Origin of the sequence: Hymenobacter arizonensis (assembly GCF_900115775.1) — a bacterium.
Classification (GTDB): domain Bacteria; phylum Bacteroidota; class Bacteroidia; order Cytophagales; family Hymenobacteraceae; genus Hymenobacter; species Hymenobacter arizonensis.
In genome coordinates, this window is record NZ_FOXS01000005.1 from 420,637 (window position 1) to 440,188 (window position 19,552).

Here is a 19,552-nt window from a genome sequence, read left to right on the forward strand (position 1 = left end):
GCCATGAGTCCCTCCCTGGTTGTCCTGACCGATTTTTTCGCGGTTTCTAACCGTGCGCTTTCCTATGCAGCGGGCCTGGCCCTGCCGCTGCAGGCGCATTTGGTGCTGCTGCACGTGCGCCACGACGGCCTGCTGGCCCCCGCCGAGTACCGCAGCTCCCGCACCCGTTCCGGCGTGAAAAAAACCGAGCACGCCCTGGAGCAGCTGGCCGCCACGCAGCCCGTGCCCACCCACGTAGATGTTTCGGAAGAATACCTGCCCGATGCCGTGCAGGCGGTGGTGCGCCGCTACCACCCGCTGCTGCTGGTGCTGGGCCGGCCCGGCATGGCCAATGCCCCCGAGGAAATCATTGTGAGCACGGCCATGGACCTGCTGCGCCACGCGCCCTCCCCGCTGCTGGTGGTGCCCACCGTGGGCTGGGATTCGTTTCCGCCCCGCCGCCTGCTGCTGGCCGTCGATGGCGAGCCGTTTCAGCTCACGCAGTCGCAGAACGTGGTGCGGCACTTGCTGCAAGCCACCCAAGGCACGCTCGATGTGGTGCACGTGGCCGACGCCGCCGAGACCCGCCCCGACGCCGTGACCCTGCTGCACCACCTTCGGCAAAACGACCTCGCCGCCGACGTCACGGACCCCAGCCGGCTCCACACGCTGGTTCGGCACCGCGTGGTGGAGGGCGTGCTCGAAGAAGCCGCCCGCCTTGAAGCCGACCTGCTGGTGGTGGTAGCCCGCCGCCACAGCCTGCTGGGCAGCCTGTTTCACCGCAGCGTCACGGCCCAGCTCATTCAGGACAGCCCCATCCCGGTGCTCCTGCTGCCAGCCGAAGATTAAGCCCAGCCGGGGCCAGCAACAAGGCGGGGCGTGGCACGCGCCTGGCCCCGCTGCCCCGCTGCCAAAATCCGGTGCTGGAACCCAGACTGCTGGCTGTGCCACAGTGGGGGCTAACCATTCTTGTGGGTTCTGCGTTAAAGGCAACTCAAAAGCCGCATTATTTTCAATGCGGTACCTTACACACTGAACCTTTTGGTCCTATGAAAAAGCAAATTTTTCTTATCGCCCTGTTGGTAGCTACTGGCGCCTATTCGGCCAATGCTCAGGCCACTAACACCACCACGACCAAGCAGACCACGGTGACGCCGGCTACGCCCGCCACCCCTGCTACTCCCGCCACGCCCGCGGTTGAAACCCCCGCTTCCACTACCACAGTAGAGTCGACCACTACCACCACCGAGCCCGCCACCGCTGAACCCGTGCAAGCGGTGCCCGCCGACGCTAAAGTGAAAGCCAAGCGCAACAAAACCAAGATTAAGCCCAAAGACTAAGGCCCAGCCTGAGTTTTGAGCCCCTTCCAACGGCCGGCCGCAAGCAATTGCAGCCGGCCGTTTTGCTTGTGGGCCGGCGCAGGTCCGCGGGTTCAGCGCCGCCAGTGCCCGCCCAGTAGGCCGCTCTGCCGGCTAAGCGCTGGCTCCCCTCGGCAAAGTCAAGCCGGCTGCTTACGTTTGGTTGCTGGCTGGCCCGGGCTTTGCGGCGCTCCCGGGGCCGGCAGCGGCAGGCACCCAAAACCGCGTATGCTGTTCAATTGGCCCGCACTTCTTGCCACTGAAAAGGTCCCATGGAAAAGCCGGAAATCATCTCCTACCAGGCGCTGCGCAAAATCGTGGGTATGTTGGGCATTGCCTTTCCTGTTGGTTTGGTGTTGGGGTCTATTGTGCTGGGCTCTTGCGAGTGGTCCGACATTCAAGGCTCCATCAGCGGGTATTATCATACCGTGATGCGCGACGTATTTGTGGGCACGCTCTGCGTGGTGGCGTTTTTCCTGTATGCCTACAGGGGCTACAACCATTGGGCCGATATTCTGGCCAGCCGGGCGGCCTGCGTCTTTGCTTTGGGCGTCGCTTTTTTCCCCACCAGCATGCAGGACGAGCCCCGTAATGCCTGTACCCGCATGCTGGAACCCGCCGCCAAATGGGTGGGCACCGTGCATTACGTTTCGGCGGCCCTGCTCTTCGCCACTTTCACGGTTTTCTCCCTGCTGCTCTTTACCAAAACCGACGGCGACATGACCCCGGAGAAAGAGAAGCGCAACCTGATTTTCCGAATCTGCGGCGTAGTGATGGCCCTGTGCATCGTGTTGCTGGGCCTGTATTTCGCTTTTTTTGAGCGAACCTCACTGCGGAATTATAAGCCGGTGTTTTGGCTGGAAGCCATTGCTCTTTGGGCCTTCGGTATTTCCTGGCTCACCAAGGGTGAGTTCATCTTTAAAGACAAGCTGCACCACAGCGCAAGCACCCAAGGCCGGCCCCGACAGCCTCTTCCAGTGTCGTAGGAGCAGGCAAAATATGCTGCCCCGCAAGCTAGCGCAGCGGAGCCTACAGCTTGTTTTGCTTGATTAATCTCCGGTACAGGCCCAACAGGCGGCGCTGCGACACGCCAAGCCAGTAGAGCCCGGCAATGAGCGTGAAAGCCCCTTGCAGACGGTACACGCCATTATCAAGGTACTTGCGGGCCGATGTGGTGACGGCGCGGGGCAGCAGCCGAAACGGCGCCCGGGCCTGCAGCCGCCGCACTATTTCCTGGTCTTCCATAACGAGCAGGTCTTCCCGGAAGCCACCCACCTGCTCAAAAAGCTCGCGCCGCACAAACAGGCTTTGGTCGCCGAATCGCAAGGCCGTCAGGGGCAGGCGCGTGCACCAGGCGCTGAAGCGTAAAAACCAGTGGGAGTGGTCGAAGGCTAGGCGGTAGCAGCCGCTGGCGTAGCCCTGCTGGTGGGCCTGGCGCAGGTCGTGCAGGAAGCCGGGCGGCGGGAAAGAGTCGGCGTGCAGAAAGTACAGCAGCTCGCCAGTGGCCTGCCGGGCGCCGTGGTTCATTTGGGCGGCCCGGCCCTTGCGGGGGCAGGCGAGCACGGCCACGCCGGCGAGCTGGGCACGGGCCCGGGTGTCGTCGGTACTACCGCCGTCGGCCACTATAATTTCCAGCCCGGTTTCCCCGGCGGTGGCCTGCTGCAAGTAGTTGAGCAGGGACCGTATGGTGAGCCCCTCGTTGTAAGTAGGGATAATAATGCTCACCCGCGACGGCACGCTGGCCGGCGCGGGGCGCCGGTGGGCAGCAGGCAGGGCGGGGGCAGAGGCGAACATAAACCGGACGACGTGAGCAGCGGGCCAGCGTATGAAAAACTGGTTTTTCGGGCCCGTACCTGTTCAAACAAATACGCCGGCCCAAAGGCCCACGTTGTCGAACCCAATAAATAAAGCTCGGGTTTGGGAGGTAGAAAACAGGCGCCGCCCTCACCTGAGTTTTTCGGGCAGATATGAGCTAGCCGGCAGTTCCTTTGCCCTGTTGTACCCTGATGAAAACGATGCTGACCCGTAAAAACTTGTTGTCGTGGCTTCCCTTTGCGGTGCTGGCTTTGGTCATGTTCACCGACCTGCGGCCCCTGGTGCAGGGCCAAGTGCAGCGCGGCTTGCTGTCCACTGGCCTGTGGAACGCCCCGCTGCCCGCCCCGCCCGCCGCCATGCCGGTAGTGAAAACCGGACTTGCCGCCTACCCACACAATGTAGCGCTGCTCAGCCTTGCCGGCCAACCCGTTAATCTGAGTGAGCTCCAGGGCAAAACGGTGTTCGTGAACCTGTGGGCCAGCTGGTGCGGCCCGTGCCTGGCCGAGATGCCCGGCATTCAGGCGCTGTACGAAAAGGCCGACCCCACCAAGGTGGCCTTCGTGATGATTTCGCTGGATGAGCGGCCGGCCCGGGCCCAGGCTTTGCTCAAGCGCCGCGGCTACACCTTCCCCGTGTATGTTCCCGCGGCCCCGCTTCCTGCGCCATTCAATTCGCAGTCCATTCCTTCCACCGTCATCCTGCGGCCCGACGGCCAGGTAGCCGTTCGGCACGACGGCATGGCCAACTACGACACGCCCGAATTCCGCGCGGCGCTGGAAAACCTCGCGCTATCGAGCCAGTAAAATCAGGAGGTGGGGCCGGTGTCGACGCGGGCTTCTATCACCTGCTGCACCGCCGCGGGCACCGCCGACAGCAGGTCCAGGCCCGTGGCTGCCTCAATGGCGTCGACGGTGGTGCGGTAGGTGCCCCAGCTAGTGCTGAGGCCGTTGTCGTTGGGCGTGTCAATGGCAATGACGCGGGTGCTGCTGCTGACACGGGCGGCATCGTTGGTGCCCACGGGCAGAATAACCACCACTTTCCAGCAGCGAGCCGGCACGGTTACGCGGCCCTGGTCGAGGGTGGTGGCGTAGCCGTTGGTGCCGGTGCCGCCGCGCCCGTAGCTGCCGGCAATGACGTAGACCTCGTTTCCGCTGGCCAGGAACGAGCGGCTGTAGTCTTCCAGGCTGGCCCAGGTTTGCTGGTTGTTGCGCGGGGCCTGGGGCATCATGTTGGTCATGAGAAACGTGGCCGAGTTATCGGCCTCGGTGTTGGTGCGGTCGGCCGAGGGGCAGAGGTGGCCCCGGTCGAAGCCGGAGTTGGTGTAGCTGCTCGCCTGCACTTGGTACCAGCCGGTGGGCAGCTCTGGGTCGGCCCGGAAATTGTCCTGGCGGCCGGCGCTGCCGCGCCACTCGGTGCTCAGGTGCCAGCTCACCCAGTTGGCAATGCCGCGGTCGCGGTGGTAGCTCAGGGCATATTGGGGCTTGGCCAGCAGGTAGTTCGTGGGCTGGGCGGGGTCGGCTGTGGCGCCGCTGGGGTTGCCCAGGGCCAGGTGGTCGGAGGGGGCGGGGGCGGGATTCTCCTTTTTGCACGCAGCCAGCAGGAGGCAGCAAGCCAGCACAGGGAAATGTAATCGCAGTCGGAATTGGAGCATGGTGTGGGAGCGCCGTGGTTAGGCTAATGCCCCAAACTACGAGGGCAAGCCGCCAAAGGTCCGGATTTCAGACTGGGTTTTCATGCCGAACCAACCGTGGTAGAGGGAGGAACAAGCAACAACAGTCCTGCCCAATTGCTTAGAGACTGTTTAAATTAATTCTGATGGCTTCTGATGGCGCGGGGCTGTGCCCCGTGACTGGCTATTAGCAGGCCTCTGGCCTGTGGTCGTTAAATTAAGACCCCTGACACCCCCAACTTGCGCGGGCCTAGAGGCCCGCCAGTAAGCGACGCGGGGCACAGCCCCGCGCCATCAGAGCCATCAGAATTAACTTAAACAATTTCTTAGAGCCAACTGCACCGCTCCAGCACGTCAGTGGCCAGACACTCCGGAACCTTGCGGTGCCGGGTGCCTGGCCACTGAAAACAGCGACGCTTGGCAGCGCCGATTGCAGGCCGGTTTACCTTCAGCTCCACCGAGTAGAGACGGCCGATGAAGGGCGAGGCCACAAATTCCCTCTTCTTGTAGGTGCTCCTCGTCCATGGCCAACATGGCATCGGGGATGTCGCTCAGATAAATCTTGCAGGCCTCGTTCCACCGCTAGATACCCACGGAAGCCCACTGCGTCTGGCCGGCTTTTTCATAAGAGCCGGTCGTGCCGATTTGCTTCCCCGCAAGCCACTGTTCGACTGCCATTCGGGCCGCCGGCAACCCCTTCGCCAGCACGCCCGCCGCACTGTACCGGGCACATGAAGGGTGGCGCAGTGCAGGTGCCCCACCGCGCAACGGCGGTTGTGAATCAAACAATTCCCCGGTATTCCTTGATTTATGTAGGGGCTTGTTTGATTTCTGCGCTGCCAATCAGGCCACTACGAAGGCCGTGGTGCTCACGTAATCAGCGGCCCCGACCGGTCTCCACAGCAGGATTTGTATGCCGAATTATTCGCGCAACTTATCCATAACGGCTCCTGGTTATGAAGAATCCCTTTTCCTTGCCATCGGTGCGGCGCCGCTGGGGCGGCTGGGCCGCTGGTCTGGCCGCCCTGGTCCTGCTCACGAGCTGCGAGCTGTTCGAATTCAGCCCCAACCAAACGCACACGCCGGAAGCCTACCGCGACCTGACCCGCAAAAACCTGGAGGCCCTACTTGCCCGCCCCAACCCCCTGGGCGACGACAGCCTGCGGTTCGTATTCATCAGCGACTCGCAGCGCTTCTACGACGAGGCCGCGGCGTTTGTAAGGAGCGTGAACCAGCAGCCGGGCGTGGCCTTCGTGGCCCTCGGGGGCGACGTGTCCGACTTCGGGCTGGTGCGGGAAATGCGCTGGGTGCACGACCGCCTCCGCCACCTGAACGTGCCGTACCTGACCGTTATTGGCAACCACGACCACGTGGCCAATGGCCGCCAGGCCTACCAGAACGTGTACGGCCCGCTCAACTACAGCTTCACCTACGCCGGCACGCGCTTTATCTGCCTCGACACCAACGGCCGGGAGTACGGCTTCAACGGCCGCGTGCCCGACGTGGACTGGCTCCGCGCCCAGCTGGCCGATTCGGCCGGGGTGACGCAGCAAGTGGTGCTGTGCCACGTGCCGCCCGAAGACGCCGATTTCGACCCGCAGCTCCAGGCGCCCTACGTGCAGGCGCTGGGCGAGGCCCCCATGCTGGCGCTTCACCTCAACGGCCACCGCCACAGCTTCGGCATTTCCAACCCCTTTGAGCTCCACGTGCCGTTTATCAATTCATACGGGTTCGAAAAGCGCCAGTACGTCATGCTCACCATGGGGCGCACGGGCGGCTTTCGGCTCCAAACCGTGCCGTACTGATGCGACGCTTCTTCTCCGTGTGCGGGGGGCTGCTGGGCAGCGTCCTGCTGGCGCCGCCCCCCGGCGCGGCGGCCCAAACCGCCGCCCCCGCCGATACGCTCCCGGCGCGCCGCTGGCACGCGCCGCACCACCTCGTGGGCCAGTTTGCGGGCGGGCAAGGCCTGATAACCGCAGGCGTGGGCTACCGCCTGAACCGCAACCGCCTGGACCTGGACCTGCTGGCGGGCTACGTGCCCCGCCGCTACAGCATCACGCCCATGGGCATTTTCACGGCCAAGGCCACCTTCATGCCCTGGACCGTTCCGCTGGGCCCCCGGGGCTGGGCCGTGCGCCCGCTGGCCCTCGGCGGCTACCTGAGCTACACGGCCAGCAAGGGGCTGAATGCCACTCAGGACGGCAAGTACCCCAGCGGGTACTACTGGTGGTCGGCCCATGGCCGCGTGGGGGGCTTCCTCGGGGGGCGCATAGCCTACCCGCTGCCCGCCAAGCGGCCCGGTGCCGCCCCCCGACTGGTTTCGCTGTACTACGAATTGGGCACGAACGACTTGTACCTGGCCAGTTGGTGGGGCAATCCACGGGGGCTCTCCCCGCTGGACGTGGCCACGCTGGGCGTGGGCCTCAAGCTGGACCTGTAAGCCAAGGGCGCCGCTTCCGATGGCGCGTGACTGCGTGGCACCAAGAGCGGGAGCAGCGCCGCAATCACCTGTTCCAGCGCCTAAACCTTTAAATAATCAGTAGCTTTTCGCCCAATTTAGGGCCGGCAGCCCCGCATTGAGCCGTTTAAAAAATGAGAATTCTATTACCTGACTGGTTCGTGCGTGTGCTGCTGGTGGGGGGGCTCGCGGGAGCGCCCCTGGCAGTGGCCCAGGCGCAGAAAGTAGGGGCCGTCGACTCCCTGGTCCGGCCCCAACCGCCGGCTCCGCGCCAGCCGGTGGCCGATTCGGTGCGGCCCGTTGGTCCTGCCCGCTACCATCACTTCACCGCGAGCCCGGCGTTTCGCCGCACGGTGGTGCCGGGGGCATTGCTCACGCTGGCAGTCCTGGGCACCCGGAAAGTCAACGTTTTGGGCATTGACGAACCGCTGCGGCGGGAAGTGCAGTCCCGCACGCACATCCGAACCGAAATTGACGACCAGCTGCGGCACGTACCCGCCTACGCCACCCTCGGCCTCAGCCTGGCCGGGGTCAAAGGCCGCCACAACACCTTGAACCAAGCTTTGTTGTTCGGGCTGGCCTATACCATCAACAACGTGGCCTCGGGCGGCCTGAAGCGCCTCACCCGCGTCGAGCGGCCCCAGGGCAACAGCTTTGATTCGTTCCCGAGCCTGCACACGAGCGCGGCATTTTCGGCGGCCCGGGTGCTGGACAAGGAGTACGGCGGGCGCAGTGGGTGGTACAGCGTGGGCGGCTACGTGGTGGCCACCGCCACGGGGGGGCTGCGCATTGCCAACGACGACCATTGGCTGTCCGATGTGCTGGCGGGGGCGGGCGTGGGCCTGCTCTCCACCGAGCTGGCCTACTGGGTGTATCCGTGGCTGCACCGCCAGCTGATGCGCGGCCTCGGCGACCGGGCCGTAGTGCTGCCGATGTACCTGAACGGCACCGTGGGCGCCTCGGTCGTGGTGCTGTTATGATGGATGCTTTGGACGCATAAGTCGTTAAGCGGTTCCGCACTGCTGCCGCTAACAAAATCCACTCGTGCATTAAACACGGGTTGCCGATTCATGATGCAGCTCCTAAGCCATCCCTTCGATAACAATCGTTACGCGCTTCAGGAAGCCAGAAACGGCGTGATGTCACGTGAATAAGTCAGCGTGAGCTGGTGCATGGCTCGGGTGCACGCCACATAAAGCATGCTCTTATCAACCTCCGTTTTATAAATTCGAGCGGAGGCAAACGGCACAATCACCGCATCGAACTCCAGGCCCTTGGCCAGGTGGGCCGTGGTGATGATGACGCCTTCTTTGAAGGTGGTGGAATCGGCCGTGAGCAAATGAACCCCCTGGGCTTTTAGCACCTTATGGGCGTCCTCGGCTTGCCGCAGGGTCTTGCAGATGATGCCCATCGAACGATTTTCGGAGCCCTGGAAGGCCGTAATCATTCCTTGGATGGCTTGCAGCTCCTCGTCGGGGCTGTTGTAGCGCCCCACCAGGGGCTCTTGCCCGTGCCGCTCCATCGGGATGATGTGCGGATTGGGCATGATGCGCTGGGCGAAGGTCGTAATCTCGACGGTGGAGCGGTAGCTGCGGTACAGCTTCACCACATCGGCTTGCGGGAAAACGCGCTCGATGGTTTCGGCCGAGGACGCGCTGTAGGGGTTGACGGTCTGGCTGATATCGCCCAGTATGGTCTTGCGGCACGTGAACAACCGCGACAGCACCGCGTATTGCACGGGGGTGTAGTCCTGCATCTCGTCTATCAGCAAGTGCTTGACGTGGTCGTAGGCTGAGATGCCTTCCAGCCGGAGCCGCAGGTAGATGAGGGGAAACACATCGGCGTACTCCAGGCCCGTGCGGTGGTCGTGCCGGAACAGCTCGGGCCGTCCAATCCAGCGGTAGAAATCCCGGTAGAAGTCCAGCAGGTTATTGACCCTGAACATGCGCGGGATTGCCTCGCCAATAGTGCCTTTCTCGTGCCCGGTGAGCTTGCGCTTGGTGGCGTCGCGCACGTAGTTCCGCACGTCCTCGGCCACCAGCGGAAAACGCTTCAGCACCGGCACGCGGTGATAAGTCTTGAACTTCGCCAGCAGGAATGGCAAGGGAACAACGGTTTGCCCGACCTTCAGCTCCGTGCAGGTGAAGTAGTTATTCTCCACGTACAGCAGGTATTGATTGAGCTGACCCAGGAATTCGAACGAGGACTTGACCCGGATGCGCTCGATGAAAGCGGGGTGGTGCTGCTCCAGCAGCGCCGACACCTGTTCGAAGAAGGTCTGAAACGGGTACCTGTTTTCGAGCAGGTCGGCGGCCAGCTCCTCCATGCCCAGCTCGGGCAGGTGCTCTTCCCCCAGCTCGGGCAAAACGTTGGAGATGTAGTCGGCAAATACCTTGTTGGGCGAAATAATGAGCAGGTCCTTGGCCGCAATGGTTTCGCGAAAGCGGTAGAGCAGGAAGGCGATGCGGTGCAGCGCAATGGAGGTTTTGCCCGAGCCGGCCACGCCCTGAATGACCATCACCGGCGCGGTCTCGTTGCGGATAACCGCATTTTGGTCGCGCTGAATGGTCGCGACGATATTCTTCATCTTGTCGTCGGAAGAGCGGGCCAGCTCGCGCTGCAGCACGTCGTCGTGAATGTTGACGTCGTTCTCAATCATGAACTCCAGCCGGCCATCCCGAATTTTGTACTGCCGCTTGAGGTCGATGGTGCCCTGAATGGTGCCCGACGGGGTGGGGTAGGAGCCTTCGCCCAGCTCGTAGTCGTAGAATAGGGAGGAAATGGGCGCCCGCCAGTCGAAAATCAGGCCCTGGCGCTGCCGTTCGTCGATGAAGGAGTACATGCCGATGTAAATCGGCGTTTTCTCCCGACCCCGGGCGGCAAAGTCAATGCGGCCAAAGTAGGGCGACTGGGTCAGCTTGAGCAGCTTCCGCTTGCGGGCCACGGCGGCCTCGCCCGTAAAGGCCATGCGGTTGATGGACTGGCCGGCCGCCACCATGTCGGCGTCGTCCATGCCGGACTGGTGCTCGTGGATGTACTCCTTTTTCTGCCGCAGCTCGTCGGAGAATTGCTTGACGTCGCCATCAATCCGCCGAAGGGCCAGCGTCAGCTTCTCCTTGATTTCTTCCAGGTATTCCCGTTCTTCTTGCTCCGTTGCGTTCATCCCTACTGCAGCTCTTTGAAAATAGACCTTAAAGGTCCGCTCAAATTCCGGGCTGCAGAAGCATGCTTTCTGTTTTGTTAGGCGTATGGCCGGGTGGCTATGCGGCGAGGAATGCCGCAACTTAATGCTCATCAATAAGATATATTGGCCATAGTTTCGAGTCGGCTTCTGTTTCGATTAGCAGTCGCCGGGTAGCGGTCAAGCTGAGCTTTGTACCTTAAAACCGAACTTGCCGCGGGCCGCTATTCCGGTATCTTGGCCCGCGCCCCTTTGCCCACTTCGCCATGGTGTTTGAATTTGTCCCTTATCCCGGCTTTGATTTTCTGAAGAGCTTCGGGGAGGAGTTCAACCTGCCGGTGGCGGGCGATACGCTGCACATTCCGCCGACGCTGGGCGAAGGCCGCATCCGCAAGGTGGACATGGGCCCCGACTTTCGGCTGTTCGTGCACCGCTACCGGCTCAAGCAGGACCTAGTGCTGAAGCGGCGGGCTGCCCCGCTGCCCAACCACGAACTCGTCAGCTTCATCTTTAACCTCAACGAGGAACCCCTGACGTTGGAAGCAGAGGGCCAGGAGTTTGCCTTCGCCCGAAACACCGCGTTTGCCGTGGAGATTTCCTCCACCGACCTGGACACGACCATCCACTTTCCCGCGCACACCGACATCTACTTCACCGTGGTGGGGGTGCTGCTGCCGGCGCTGCGCACGCTGCTGGGCGTGGCGCAGCCCAACAATGTGGTGGCCACCATCCTGAGTGGCGCTGCCGGGTTTCACTACCACGAGCGGATGGGCGTCGACGAGCAGCGCATCCTCAAGGAAATGTCCGACGTGGGCCCCGTCGACCCGTTGAGCAGCCTGTTCTATCGCATTCGGGTGCAGCAGCTCATTTATTGCTTGTTCGAGAAGCTGCTGCAGCGCGACGCCCCGCCGCACAGCCCTCTCCACAAGGCCGACGCCGAAAAGCTGGCCCTGGTGCAGGCGGCGGTGCTCTCCGACCTGGGCACGCCGCCCCAGCTGCCGCCGCTGGCCCGCATGGCCGGCATGAGCGAATCCAAGCTGAGTGCCTTGTTTAAGCAAGTGTACGGCGACAGCATTTATAACTACTACCAGCGGGCCCGCATGGAAGAGGCCGCTTTCCTGCTGCGCCACAGCGGCTATTCGGTGTCGGAAACGGGGTTCCGGCTGGGTTTCACCAACCTCAGCCACTTCACGCGCTTGTTTGAAAAACACCTAGGCGCCAAGCCCAAGCGCTACTCGGCTGGCGGATAGGACTATTCTTGCGGTTTTTCGGGTTATTTCTCCCTGGCGGGCACCCTCACCTTTGTGTTGTACTAAGCAACAACCTAAAGATGAAGAAGATGCTCACGCCCTACCGCCACGGCGGCCTGGCCCTCAAGAACCACCTGGTGATGGCCCCGATGACCCGCAGCCGCGCCACCAACAACCTGCCCAATGCCCTCATGGCCGAATACTACGGCCAGCGCGCCGGGGCTGGCCTCCTCATCACCGAAGGCACCGCGCCCCTGCCCGATGCCCTGGGTTACCCGCGCATCCCGGGCGTATTCTCGCCCGAGCAAGTAGCGGGCTGGCAGCAAGTAGCCGCCGCCGTGCACGCCGGCAACAGCCGCATCTTCATGCAGTTGATGCACACCGGCCGCATCGGCCACGTCGACAACCTGCCGGCCGGCGCCCGGCTGGTCGGGCCGTCTGACATCCCGGCCGCCGGGCAGATTTTTACCGACACGGCCGGTATGCAAGACCATTCCGCGCCGGTCGCCCTCACCACCGAGGGCATCCTGGCCGTAATCAAAGGCCACGTGCAGGCTGCCCGCAACGCCATCAGCGCGGGCTTTGACGGGGTGGAGTTGCACGGCGCCAACGGCTACCTGATTGAGCAGTTCCTGAACCCCCACGTCAACCCCCGCACCGATGCCTACGGTGGCAGCGTAAAAAACCGGGCCCGCCTGGCCTTGGATTTGGCCCGCGAAACCGCGGCGGCCATCGGGCCGGAGAAGGTCGGCATACGCTTCTCGCCCTTCTCCACCCTGGGCGACCTGGCTGCTTACGACGAGGACGAGGTGCAGGAAACCTACGTGTACCTAGCCCGGGAGCTCGACCGCATCGGCGTAGCCTACCTGCACATCGGGGTAAATGCCCCCATTCCGCCTGCCTTGCTGGCGGCCATTCGCGACGCCTACCGCGGCACCATCATTCTCTGCAACGGCCTCACGCCCGAAACAGCCGAAGCCGCCCTCAACGACGGCTTTGCCGACCTGGTTGCCTTTGGCCGCTCCTTTCTGGCCAACCCCGACCTCGCGCTGCGCATCGAAGAAGACGCGCCGCTGAACGCGCCGGACTACGCCACCCTCTACACGCCCGGACCGGTGGGCTACACCGACTACCCCGTGCTGGCCGCGGCACTGGCGCGCTAATCAGCATCTGTCCTTTATCAACTGAAATCCTGACTACGATGGCACTCTCCGAGGCTATTCGGCAAAATATTGCCTACGCCCAGCAAAAGGGCTTCGATAAGCTGCACCTCATGCCCCCGGCCGAAACCCGGGCGCTGATGTCATCTCTCCCCAAAAATCCCGACCCCTCTGCAGTAGGCCGGGTCCTCAACACCACGGCCGACGGCGACATTCCCGTGCGCCTTTACTTCCCGGAAGGGGAGGGGCCGTTTCCGGTGGTTGCGTATTTCCACGGCGGGGGCTTCGTGCTCATGAGCCTGGACACGCACGACGAGGTGTGCCGGCAGCTCTGCCGCCTCTCCGAGGCCGTGGTGATGTCGGTTGACTACCGGCTGGCGCCCGAGCACCCCTTCCCGGCCGGCCCGGCCAGCAGCCTGCGGGCCGTGCGTTGGCTGCGGCAGCATGCCGCTGAGTTTGGAGCCGACGGCCACCGCCTGGCCGTGGCCGGCGACAGCGCCGGCGGCTACATGGCCCTGTCCGTAGCCCGGCAGCTCGCCGCCGAAGGCATCACGCTACAGGCCCAGTTCGCCGCCTACCCGGTCACGGACCACTACTCGGCCGGTCACGCGTCGTGGGAAGAGAACGCCGAGGGCTACATCCTGACGGCTCCCATGATGCGCTGGTTTTGGGACAACTTCCTACCCGACGCCGCTCGTGCCGAGGAGGCTTCGCTGCTGCGCCAAGCCGACTTCGCCGGTCTGCCCCCGGCCCTGATACTAACTGCCAACTACGACCCGCTGCGCGACGAAGGCCGGGCTTACGCCGAGCAGCTTCACGCCGCCGGGGTGGAGACTACCTACCAGAACTACGAAAACGTCCACGGCTTTTTCGGCAGCACCCCCGAGGCCCTGCAGCTGGCGGCGTCTTTCTTGAAAGAGAAACTTAACGCCCCCATTTATGCATAAGCTCAGCACCGCTGAAAAAATCAGCAAGCAGCACGGCGGCTTCGGGATTGATATTCTCTTCCCGGGCCAAACCCTGGGGGCCGCCGACTCCGGCCTGGGCACCCTGGGCCGCATCGACCACGCCCACGTGCGGCCGGGTACGCTGGTGCCCATGCACCCGCACCGCGACGACGAGATTCTGACCTACCTGCGCAGCGGCCACGTGCAGCACCGGGATTCGGAGGGCCACTTCGAGCCCATCTCGGCCGAGCGGTTCATGCTGATGAACGCCGGGTCGACCTTCTTCCACGAAGAGCAGGTGCTGGCCGATGGCGGCGAGCTCGAAGGCCTGCAAATCTTCCTGCGCCCCGCCCAAAGCGGCCTGCCCCCGCAAGTGCAGTTCCACGCGCCGGCCGGCAAATACAGCCTCAACCAGTGGCGGGTCCTGGCCGGCCCCGACGCTAGCTTCCCGCTACACATCCGCAGCCAGACCTGGGTGTACGACACCCGCCTAGAAGGCGGCGTGAGCCTGGCCCTGCCAGCTCCACGAGTGGCGGGGGCCACCAGTCTGCTGTATGTGTTCGCGGGCGAAGTGGTGGTGAACAACCACCTCACTTTAAGCAAGGGCGAGAGCCTGCTGCTGGAAAACGAGGCGGCCCAACTCGTGGCCGGCCCCACCAGCGACCTGGTGCTGCTGGTCACCGACCCAGCCAGCGCCTACTCTGACCAAGGCATGTACAGCGGCAACCAACTCCGGAATCAGCGATGAAAAAGGTTATTTATAAGCAGTTTGGCGGCGTAGAGGTGCTGGAGCTGGCCGAAGTGCCCCAGCCAGCCCTCACGCCCGGCGCGGTACTGGTCCGCGTGAAGGCCGTGTCCCTCAACCCCCTGGACTGGAAAATCCGCCAGGGCGAAATGAAGCTCGTGGCCGGTTCGAAGTTTCCCAAGGGCGTGGGCATCGATTTCGCCGGAGTGGTGGAAGCCGTGGGCGAAGCTGTTTCCGGCTTCCGCCCCAGGGATGAAGTTTTTGGCCTCATGGACGTGTTCAAAGGCGGTGCCCTGGCCGAGTACGTGGTGGTGCCTGACGCCGACCTCGTCCTCAAGCCCGCAAACCTGTCTTTTGCGCAAGCGGCGGCTCTGCCCGTCGTGGGGTCTGCGGCGCTGCAGGTGTTTGACCAACTGGTGGCGGTGGGGCCGGGCACCGAAATTCTGCTAAACGGCGCCAGCGGAGGCATCGGCATGGTCGCCACGCAGCTGGCCCGGCAGCGCGGGGCCCACGTCACGGCCGTGGTGGGGCTGGCGGGCGTAGCACAGGCCCGGCAGTGGGGCAGCGACGTGGTGCTGAACTACCGGGAGCACGACGTCCGGCACCTGGGCCGGCGTTACGACGTGGTGCTGGACTTGTCGGGAAAGCTGAGCTTCCATGCGGCCCGCTCCCTGTTGAAGCCCACCGGAACCTATATCAACACCGTGCCCGGCCCCCGGGAAATAGTGGGCTCCTTCCTGCACAACCTCGTGTCGCAGCAGAAATATCGGGTACTGATGCTCAAGCCCACGCCCGCCTACCTGCGCGAGCTGGCTGCCCTGGCCGCCCGCGGGCTGAACGTCGTAGTAAGCCAAACCTACCCAATGGCCGATTTTCAGCGGGCTTATGCGGAAGTTGCGCGGGGCGGGGTGGTCGGCAAAGCCGTGCTCACGGTGCCGTAAGGCTAGCTGCGGGCAGTCGATGGAAGGGCAGCGCGAGTTTCCGGCATATCCCAGTAGTTTGCAGTGCCTTTCCCAATATCTGCTCTTACGTGCCCTGCCCATGAAAAACCTGCTCATTGCCATCCTGCTCGGCCTTGCTGGCCCTGCGTTCGCCCAATCTCCCGAAGCCAAGCTCGCCCAGCTGGGGCTGACCCTGCCGACCGTTGCCCCCGCCATCGGCAGCTACGTCGACGTGGTGCGGGTGGGCAACCTGCTATTTCTCTCGGGCAAGGGCCCCCGCCAGAGCAGCGGCGCTTACATCACCGGCCGGCTGGGCGCCGACCTGACCACGGCCCAGGGCTACGAGGCCGCCCGCCTCACGGCCCTGCTGCAGCTGGCCGTGCTGAAAAAGGAACTCGGCGACCTAGGCAAGGTCCGGCGCATCGTCAAAGTCAACGGCTACGTGAAGTCCGCCGATACCTTCACCGAGCAGCCCCAGGTCATCAACGGCTACTCCGACCTGCTCATTCAGGTGTTCGGGGAGCGGGGCCGGCACGCCCGCACGGCCCTCGGCACCAACGCCCTGCCCCTGGGCATGGCCCTGGAAGTGGAGATGGTGGTGGAAGTGGAGTAGGAGCGGGGCGCGAGCCTGGCCTCGGCCCACCGCGGCTCACCTGCCCGAATTAAGTGTATGGTCCCAGCGTGAGGTGGGCCGGGTATCGAGGGAAAAAGAGTCGGGTTCATTTACCATTGGGTACAGACAAATTCGTGCACCGTAAGCCCGCGTAGGGACTTCATGCGTGTGGCGTCAGGGGAGGCCTACAGCTGCTCGTTGGGCTGGTTTGGCGGGGGGCGGCAGCGGAAGCGCTGGTCAAGCGACCCTTGTTCTCAACCTTCACCTGCTGCGCTAAGCAGTCGTTCTGGCCTGCATAGCCGCGGCGTGCAGCGGGTCCTTCGTTTCTTTTCTCTGCTGCCAACCTATATCAGTACGACCTTCGTATCTGCACCTCCGAACTGAACGCTGTATTGATGTCTCTGGCCCCGCCACCGCCCGATTTACTGCCCGTCTTCAACGCCCTGCCCGGCGCCAACCTTTTGCTGTCGCCGGACTGGGTGATTGTGGGCGCCAGCGACGACTATCTGGCCGCGACCCTGACTCAGCGGGAGGTCATTGTCGGGCAGCACATTTTCGACGCCTTTCCCGACAACCCCAGTACCCCCGAAGCCAACGCCGTGGCCAACGTGCGCGCCTCGCTGGCCCAGGTGCTGGCCACCCGGCAGCCGCACGAAATGGCCCCGCAGCACTACGACGTGCCCGACCGGGCGCAGCCCGGCCGGTTTGTGGAGCGCCACTGGCTGCCGCGCCACACGCCTGTGCTCGACGCCGCTGGGCAGGTGCAGTTCATCATTCAGTCCGTGCAGGACATCACCGCGGGCCGATTGTCGGAGCGGCTGTTGCGCGAAAGCCAGGCCAGTGAGCAGGCCGCCCGCGCCGATGCCGAGCAGCAGCGCCACGAGGTAAGGCACTTTTTGGAGCAGGCCCCCGTGGCCGTGGCCATGTACCGGGGGGCCCAGTTCCAGGTGGAGCTGGCCAATGCCACGATGCTGGCTATCTGGGACCGTCCGCTGGAGGCCGTGCTAAACCGGCCCATAGTTGAGGTGCTGCCCGAAACCGCCACGCCCGAAGTCGTGGCCATTTTCGAGCGCGTGTTCACGACTGGCGCTTCCCACACGGCCTACGAGCAGCCCACCGTCATTCACCGCCACGGCCGGCAGGAGGTGGTGTACTGGAACACTGTGTTTGAGCCCCAGCACGGGCCCGACGGCCGCGTCAGCGGCATTTTCACTGTTGGCACCGAGGTAACCGAGCAGGTGCGGGCCCGCCAGCAGGTGCAGCAGCTCAACCTCGAGTTGGAGGCCCGGGTGCAGCAGCGCACGCGCGAAGCCGAGGCTTCCCGCACCGACGCCGAGGAACAGCGCAACCGCCTGCTGCGCCTTTTCAATCAGGCACCGGCGCTCATCAACATCTTCACCGGCCCCGACCACGTTTGGACCTTGGTGCACCCCGGCACCCACGAGCTGTTGCAGAACCGACCGCTTGTCGGCTTATCCCACCGCCAGGCCCTGCCCGAGCTGCCCGAGGAAAACCACGAGCCGTTTGACCGCGTGTACCGCACCGGTGAGCCCGTGCACGTGCTGGAAGCCCTCCGCCGCCTCGACCGTTTCCGAGACGGGAAACTGCACGACGAGTACTTCGACCTTAGCCTCCACCCCATGTTCGACGCCGCCGGACAGATGGAAGGCGTGATGAGCTTCGCCGTCAACGTGACGGAGCGGGTGCGCGCCCGCCAACAGGCCGAAACTCTGCAGGCCGAAGTGCTGGCCGCCGCCCAGCGCCAGGCGCAGCAGCGCGAAGCCTTCTTCCAAATTCTGGCCGATACCCCCGCCGCCGTGGCCTTGCTACGGGGGCCGGAGCACCGCTTCGAGTACGTCAACGTCGCCTATCAGCAACTCTTTCCCGAGCGCCAGCTCACCGGCCGGCCCTTGGCCGAGGCCTTGCCCGAAACCGAAGAGGCCGGCTTCCTGCGTCTGCTCGACCGCGTGTACCGCACCGGTGAAACATTCTTTGGCACGGAGCTGCCCATGCGCCTCGTGCCGGCCGGGGGTGGCCTCGTCCAGCAGGTGTACTACACTTTTACTTACCAGGCCTACCGCGAAAACGACCAAATTGCCGGGGTTTCCATCTTCGCCTTCGACGTCACGGAGCAGGTGCAGGCCCGGGAGCAGCGCGAGGCCGAGCGCCAGCAGCTGCGGGACTTGTTCGAGCAGGCCCCGGTTGCCATTGGCATCCTCCGCGGGGCCGACTATGTGGTGGAAGTTGCTAACCCGTTCATGGGCCGGCTGTGGGGCCGGGCCCCGGCCGAAGTGTTGGGCCGTCCCGTGTTCGAGGCCTTGCCGGAGGTGCGCGACCAGGGCTTCCAGGAATTGCTCGATGGCGTCCGCCAGAGTGGAGAGGCGTTTGTAGCCGAAGGCGTTCCCGCGCAGCTGCTGCGCGGCGGCACGGTGCAAACCGTATACCTGACTTACGTGTACCAGCCCCTGCGCGACGCCGATGGCACCGTTACCCGCGTGGCGGCGGTGGGCACCGACGTCACCGCGCAGGTTCAGGCCCGCCAGCGGGTGCAGGAGCTCAACGACCAGCTGGCCGCAATCAATGAGCAGCTGGCCGCATCCAATGCTGAGCTTGGTACCTCCAATACGCAGCTCATGCGCACCAACGTCGACCTAGATAACTTCATCTATACCGCTTCTCACGACCTCAAAGCCCCCATTTCCAACATTGAGGGCCTGCTCTACCTGCTGCGGGAAGAGCTGCCCGCCGAGGTAACTCAGGACGCGCACATTGGCCCAACCTTAAGCCGGATGCTGGAGTCGGTGGAACGCTTCAAGCGCACTATCAACCACCTCACCGAAGTAAGCAAGCTGCAAAAAGAAAACGCGCCCACTGCCACCCTGGTCGACCTGGCCGCCGTGGTTGAGGACGTCCGTCAAGACCTGCGGCCCCTGCTGCAGGCCGCCGGCGCCAAGCTCGTTGTCGACGTGTCGGCCCAGCCGCCCGTTCATTTTTCGCAAAAGAACCTGCGCAGCATTGTCTACAACCTGCTCAGCAACGCCATCAAATACCACTCGCCCGACCGCCCGCCCCGCATCGATGTGCGGGCGCACATCCGCGACGGCCACACCGTGCTCGAAGTGCACGACAACGGCCTTGGGCTGGATGGCAATCACCTGCCGCGCCTCTTCAATATGTTTCAGCGCTTCCACGACCACGTCGAGGGCACGGGCATCGGCCTCTACATGGTCAAGCGCATGGTCGAGAACGCCGGGGGGCGTATCGAGGTGCACAGCCAGCTTGGGGCCGGCACCACCTTTTTTGTGTTTCTGCCCCACGCGGGCAGCCTCGTCAGGGAGCCTTTTCCAGCCTTTATTTCTGCCTGACCTTGTGGCTGCCTTCTCCGGCACGCTGCTCGGCAACGAAACCATTTGCCCCTGAACCGGGCCTGCTCCAC

17 protein-coding genes are annotated in these 19,552 nt (G+C 63.8%); 14 read left to right on the forward strand and 3 right to left on the reverse strand.

Translation table 11 applies throughout. The features are described from left to right. Positions 1 to 3 precede the first annotated feature (3 nt). From BMZ66_RS18270 to BMZ66_RS18280, 3 genes are all read left to right on the forward strand, one after another. Complete coding sequence (locus tag BMZ66_RS18270; RefSeq protein WP_092676949.1) at positions 4 to 828, forward strand: universal stress protein; 825 nt, start codon at positions 4 to 6, stop codon at positions 826 to 828. Between the two features lie 200 nt (positions 829 to 1,028). Beyond that, positions 1,029 to 1,319: a hypothetical protein gene (locus BMZ66_RS18275; protein ID WP_092676951.1), complete on the forward strand. Its 291-nt coding sequence runs from the start codon at positions 1,029 to 1,031 to the stop codon at positions 1,317 to 1,319. A 290-nt stretch (positions 1,320 to 1,609) separates the two neighbouring features. After that, the gene (locus BMZ66_RS18280) at positions 1,610 to 2,323 is read left to right on the forward strand and encodes a hypothetical protein (protein WP_092676953.1); all 714 of its coding nucleotides are present in this window, start codon (positions 1,610 to 1,612) and stop codon (positions 2,321 to 2,323) included. 43 nt (positions 2,324 to 2,366) lie between these two features. Here the strand turns inward: BMZ66_RS18280 and BMZ66_RS18285 are convergent, their stop codons facing one another. Beyond that, positions 2,367 to 3,131, reverse strand: a complete 765-nt coding sequence (locus tag BMZ66_RS18285; protein WP_092676955.1) for a TIGR04283 family arsenosugar biosynthesis glycosyltransferase — start codon at positions 3,129 to 3,131, stop codon at positions 2,367 to 2,369. A gap of 212 nt (positions 3,132 to 3,343) precedes the next feature. Between BMZ66_RS18285 and BMZ66_RS18290 the strand changes: the two genes are divergently transcribed. After that, positions 3,344 to 3,955: a TlpA family protein disulfide reductase gene (locus tag BMZ66_RS18290; protein ID WP_234795154.1), complete on the forward strand. Its 612-nt coding sequence runs from the start codon at positions 3,344 to 3,346 to the stop codon at positions 3,953 to 3,955. A 2-nt stretch (positions 3,956 to 3,957) separates the two neighbouring features. Here the strand turns inward: BMZ66_RS18290 and BMZ66_RS18295 are convergent, their stop codons facing one another. Next, complete coding sequence (locus BMZ66_RS18295; RefSeq protein ID WP_092676957.1) at positions 3,958 to 4,803, reverse strand: DNA/RNA non-specific endonuclease; 846 nt, start codon at positions 4,801 to 4,803, stop codon at positions 3,958 to 3,960. Positions 4,804 to 5,777: 974 nt separating this feature from the next. Between BMZ66_RS18295 and BMZ66_RS18300 the strand changes: the two genes are divergently transcribed. The 3 genes from BMZ66_RS18300 (at position 5,778) to BMZ66_RS18310 (ending at position 8,259) form a co-directional block, all read left to right on the forward strand. Next, a complete protein-coding gene (locus tag BMZ66_RS18300) occupies positions 5,778 to 6,626 on the forward strand; it encodes a metallophosphoesterase family protein (protein WP_092676959.1) in 849 nt (282 codons plus the stop codon). Further along, positions 6,626 to 7,261, forward strand: a complete 636-nt coding sequence (locus tag BMZ66_RS18305) for a hypothetical protein (protein WP_092676961.1) — start codon at positions 6,626 to 6,628, stop codon at positions 7,259 to 7,261. Before BMZ66_RS18300 ends, BMZ66_RS18305 begins: the two co-directional genes overlap by 1 nt. A 152-nt stretch (positions 7,262 to 7,413) precedes the next feature. Further along, positions 7,414 to 8,259, forward strand: coding sequence for a phosphatase PAP2 family protein (locus BMZ66_RS18310; RefSeq protein WP_092676963.1), 846 nt, complete (start codon positions 7,414 to 7,416; stop codon positions 8,257 to 8,259). A gap of 137 nt (positions 8,260 to 8,396) precedes the next feature. Here BMZ66_RS18310 and BMZ66_RS18315 read toward each other — a convergent pair whose 3' ends face one another. Next, positions 8,397 to 10,442 (reverse strand): HelD family protein, encoded by a 2,046-nt coding sequence (locus BMZ66_RS18315; protein WP_092676965.1) that lies wholly within the window; start codon positions 10,440 to 10,442, stop codon positions 8,397 to 8,399. 284 nt (positions 10,443 to 10,726) lie between these two features. Between BMZ66_RS18315 and BMZ66_RS18320 the strand changes: the two genes are divergently transcribed. The 7 genes from BMZ66_RS18320 (at position 10,727) to BMZ66_RS18350 (ending at position 19,481) form a co-directional block, all read left to right on the forward strand. After that, positions 10,727 to 11,710 (forward strand): helix-turn-helix transcriptional regulator, encoded by a 984-nt coding sequence (locus BMZ66_RS18320; protein WP_092676967.1) that lies wholly within the window; start codon positions 10,727 to 10,729, stop codon positions 11,708 to 11,710. Between the two features lie 80 nt (positions 11,711 to 11,790). Next, positions 11,791 to 12,873, forward strand: coding sequence for an alkene reductase (locus tag BMZ66_RS18325; protein ID WP_092676969.1), 1,083 nt, complete (start codon positions 11,791 to 11,793; stop codon positions 12,871 to 12,873). Positions 12,874 to 12,911: 38 nt separating this feature from the next. Then, entirely contained in the window at positions 12,912 to 13,817 is a 906-nt protein-coding gene (locus BMZ66_RS18330) for an alpha/beta hydrolase (RefSeq protein WP_092676971.1), read from the forward strand. After that, complete coding sequence (locus BMZ66_RS18335; RefSeq protein WP_092676973.1) at positions 13,810 to 14,565, forward strand: pirin family protein; 756 nt, start codon at positions 13,810 to 13,812, stop codon at positions 14,563 to 14,565. Before BMZ66_RS18330 ends, BMZ66_RS18335 begins: the two co-directional genes overlap by 8 nt. Next, entirely contained in the window at positions 14,562 to 15,503 is a 942-nt protein-coding gene (locus tag BMZ66_RS18340) for an NAD(P)-dependent alcohol dehydrogenase (protein WP_092676975.1), read from the forward strand. The genes BMZ66_RS18335 and BMZ66_RS18340 overlap by 4 nt, the downstream gene beginning before the upstream one ends. A 100-nt stretch (positions 15,504 to 15,603) precedes the next feature. After that, positions 15,604 to 16,116 (forward strand): RidA family protein, encoded by a 513-nt coding sequence (locus BMZ66_RS18345; protein ID WP_092676977.1) that lies wholly within the window; start codon positions 15,604 to 15,606, stop codon positions 16,114 to 16,116. 395 nt (positions 16,117 to 16,511) lie between these two features. Beyond that, positions 16,512 to 19,481: a PAS domain-containing protein gene (locus tag BMZ66_RS18350; RefSeq protein ID WP_092676979.1), complete on the forward strand. Its 2,970-nt coding sequence runs from the start codon at positions 16,512 to 16,514 to the stop codon at positions 19,479 to 19,481. Positions 19,482 to 19,552: the final 71 nt, after the last annotated feature.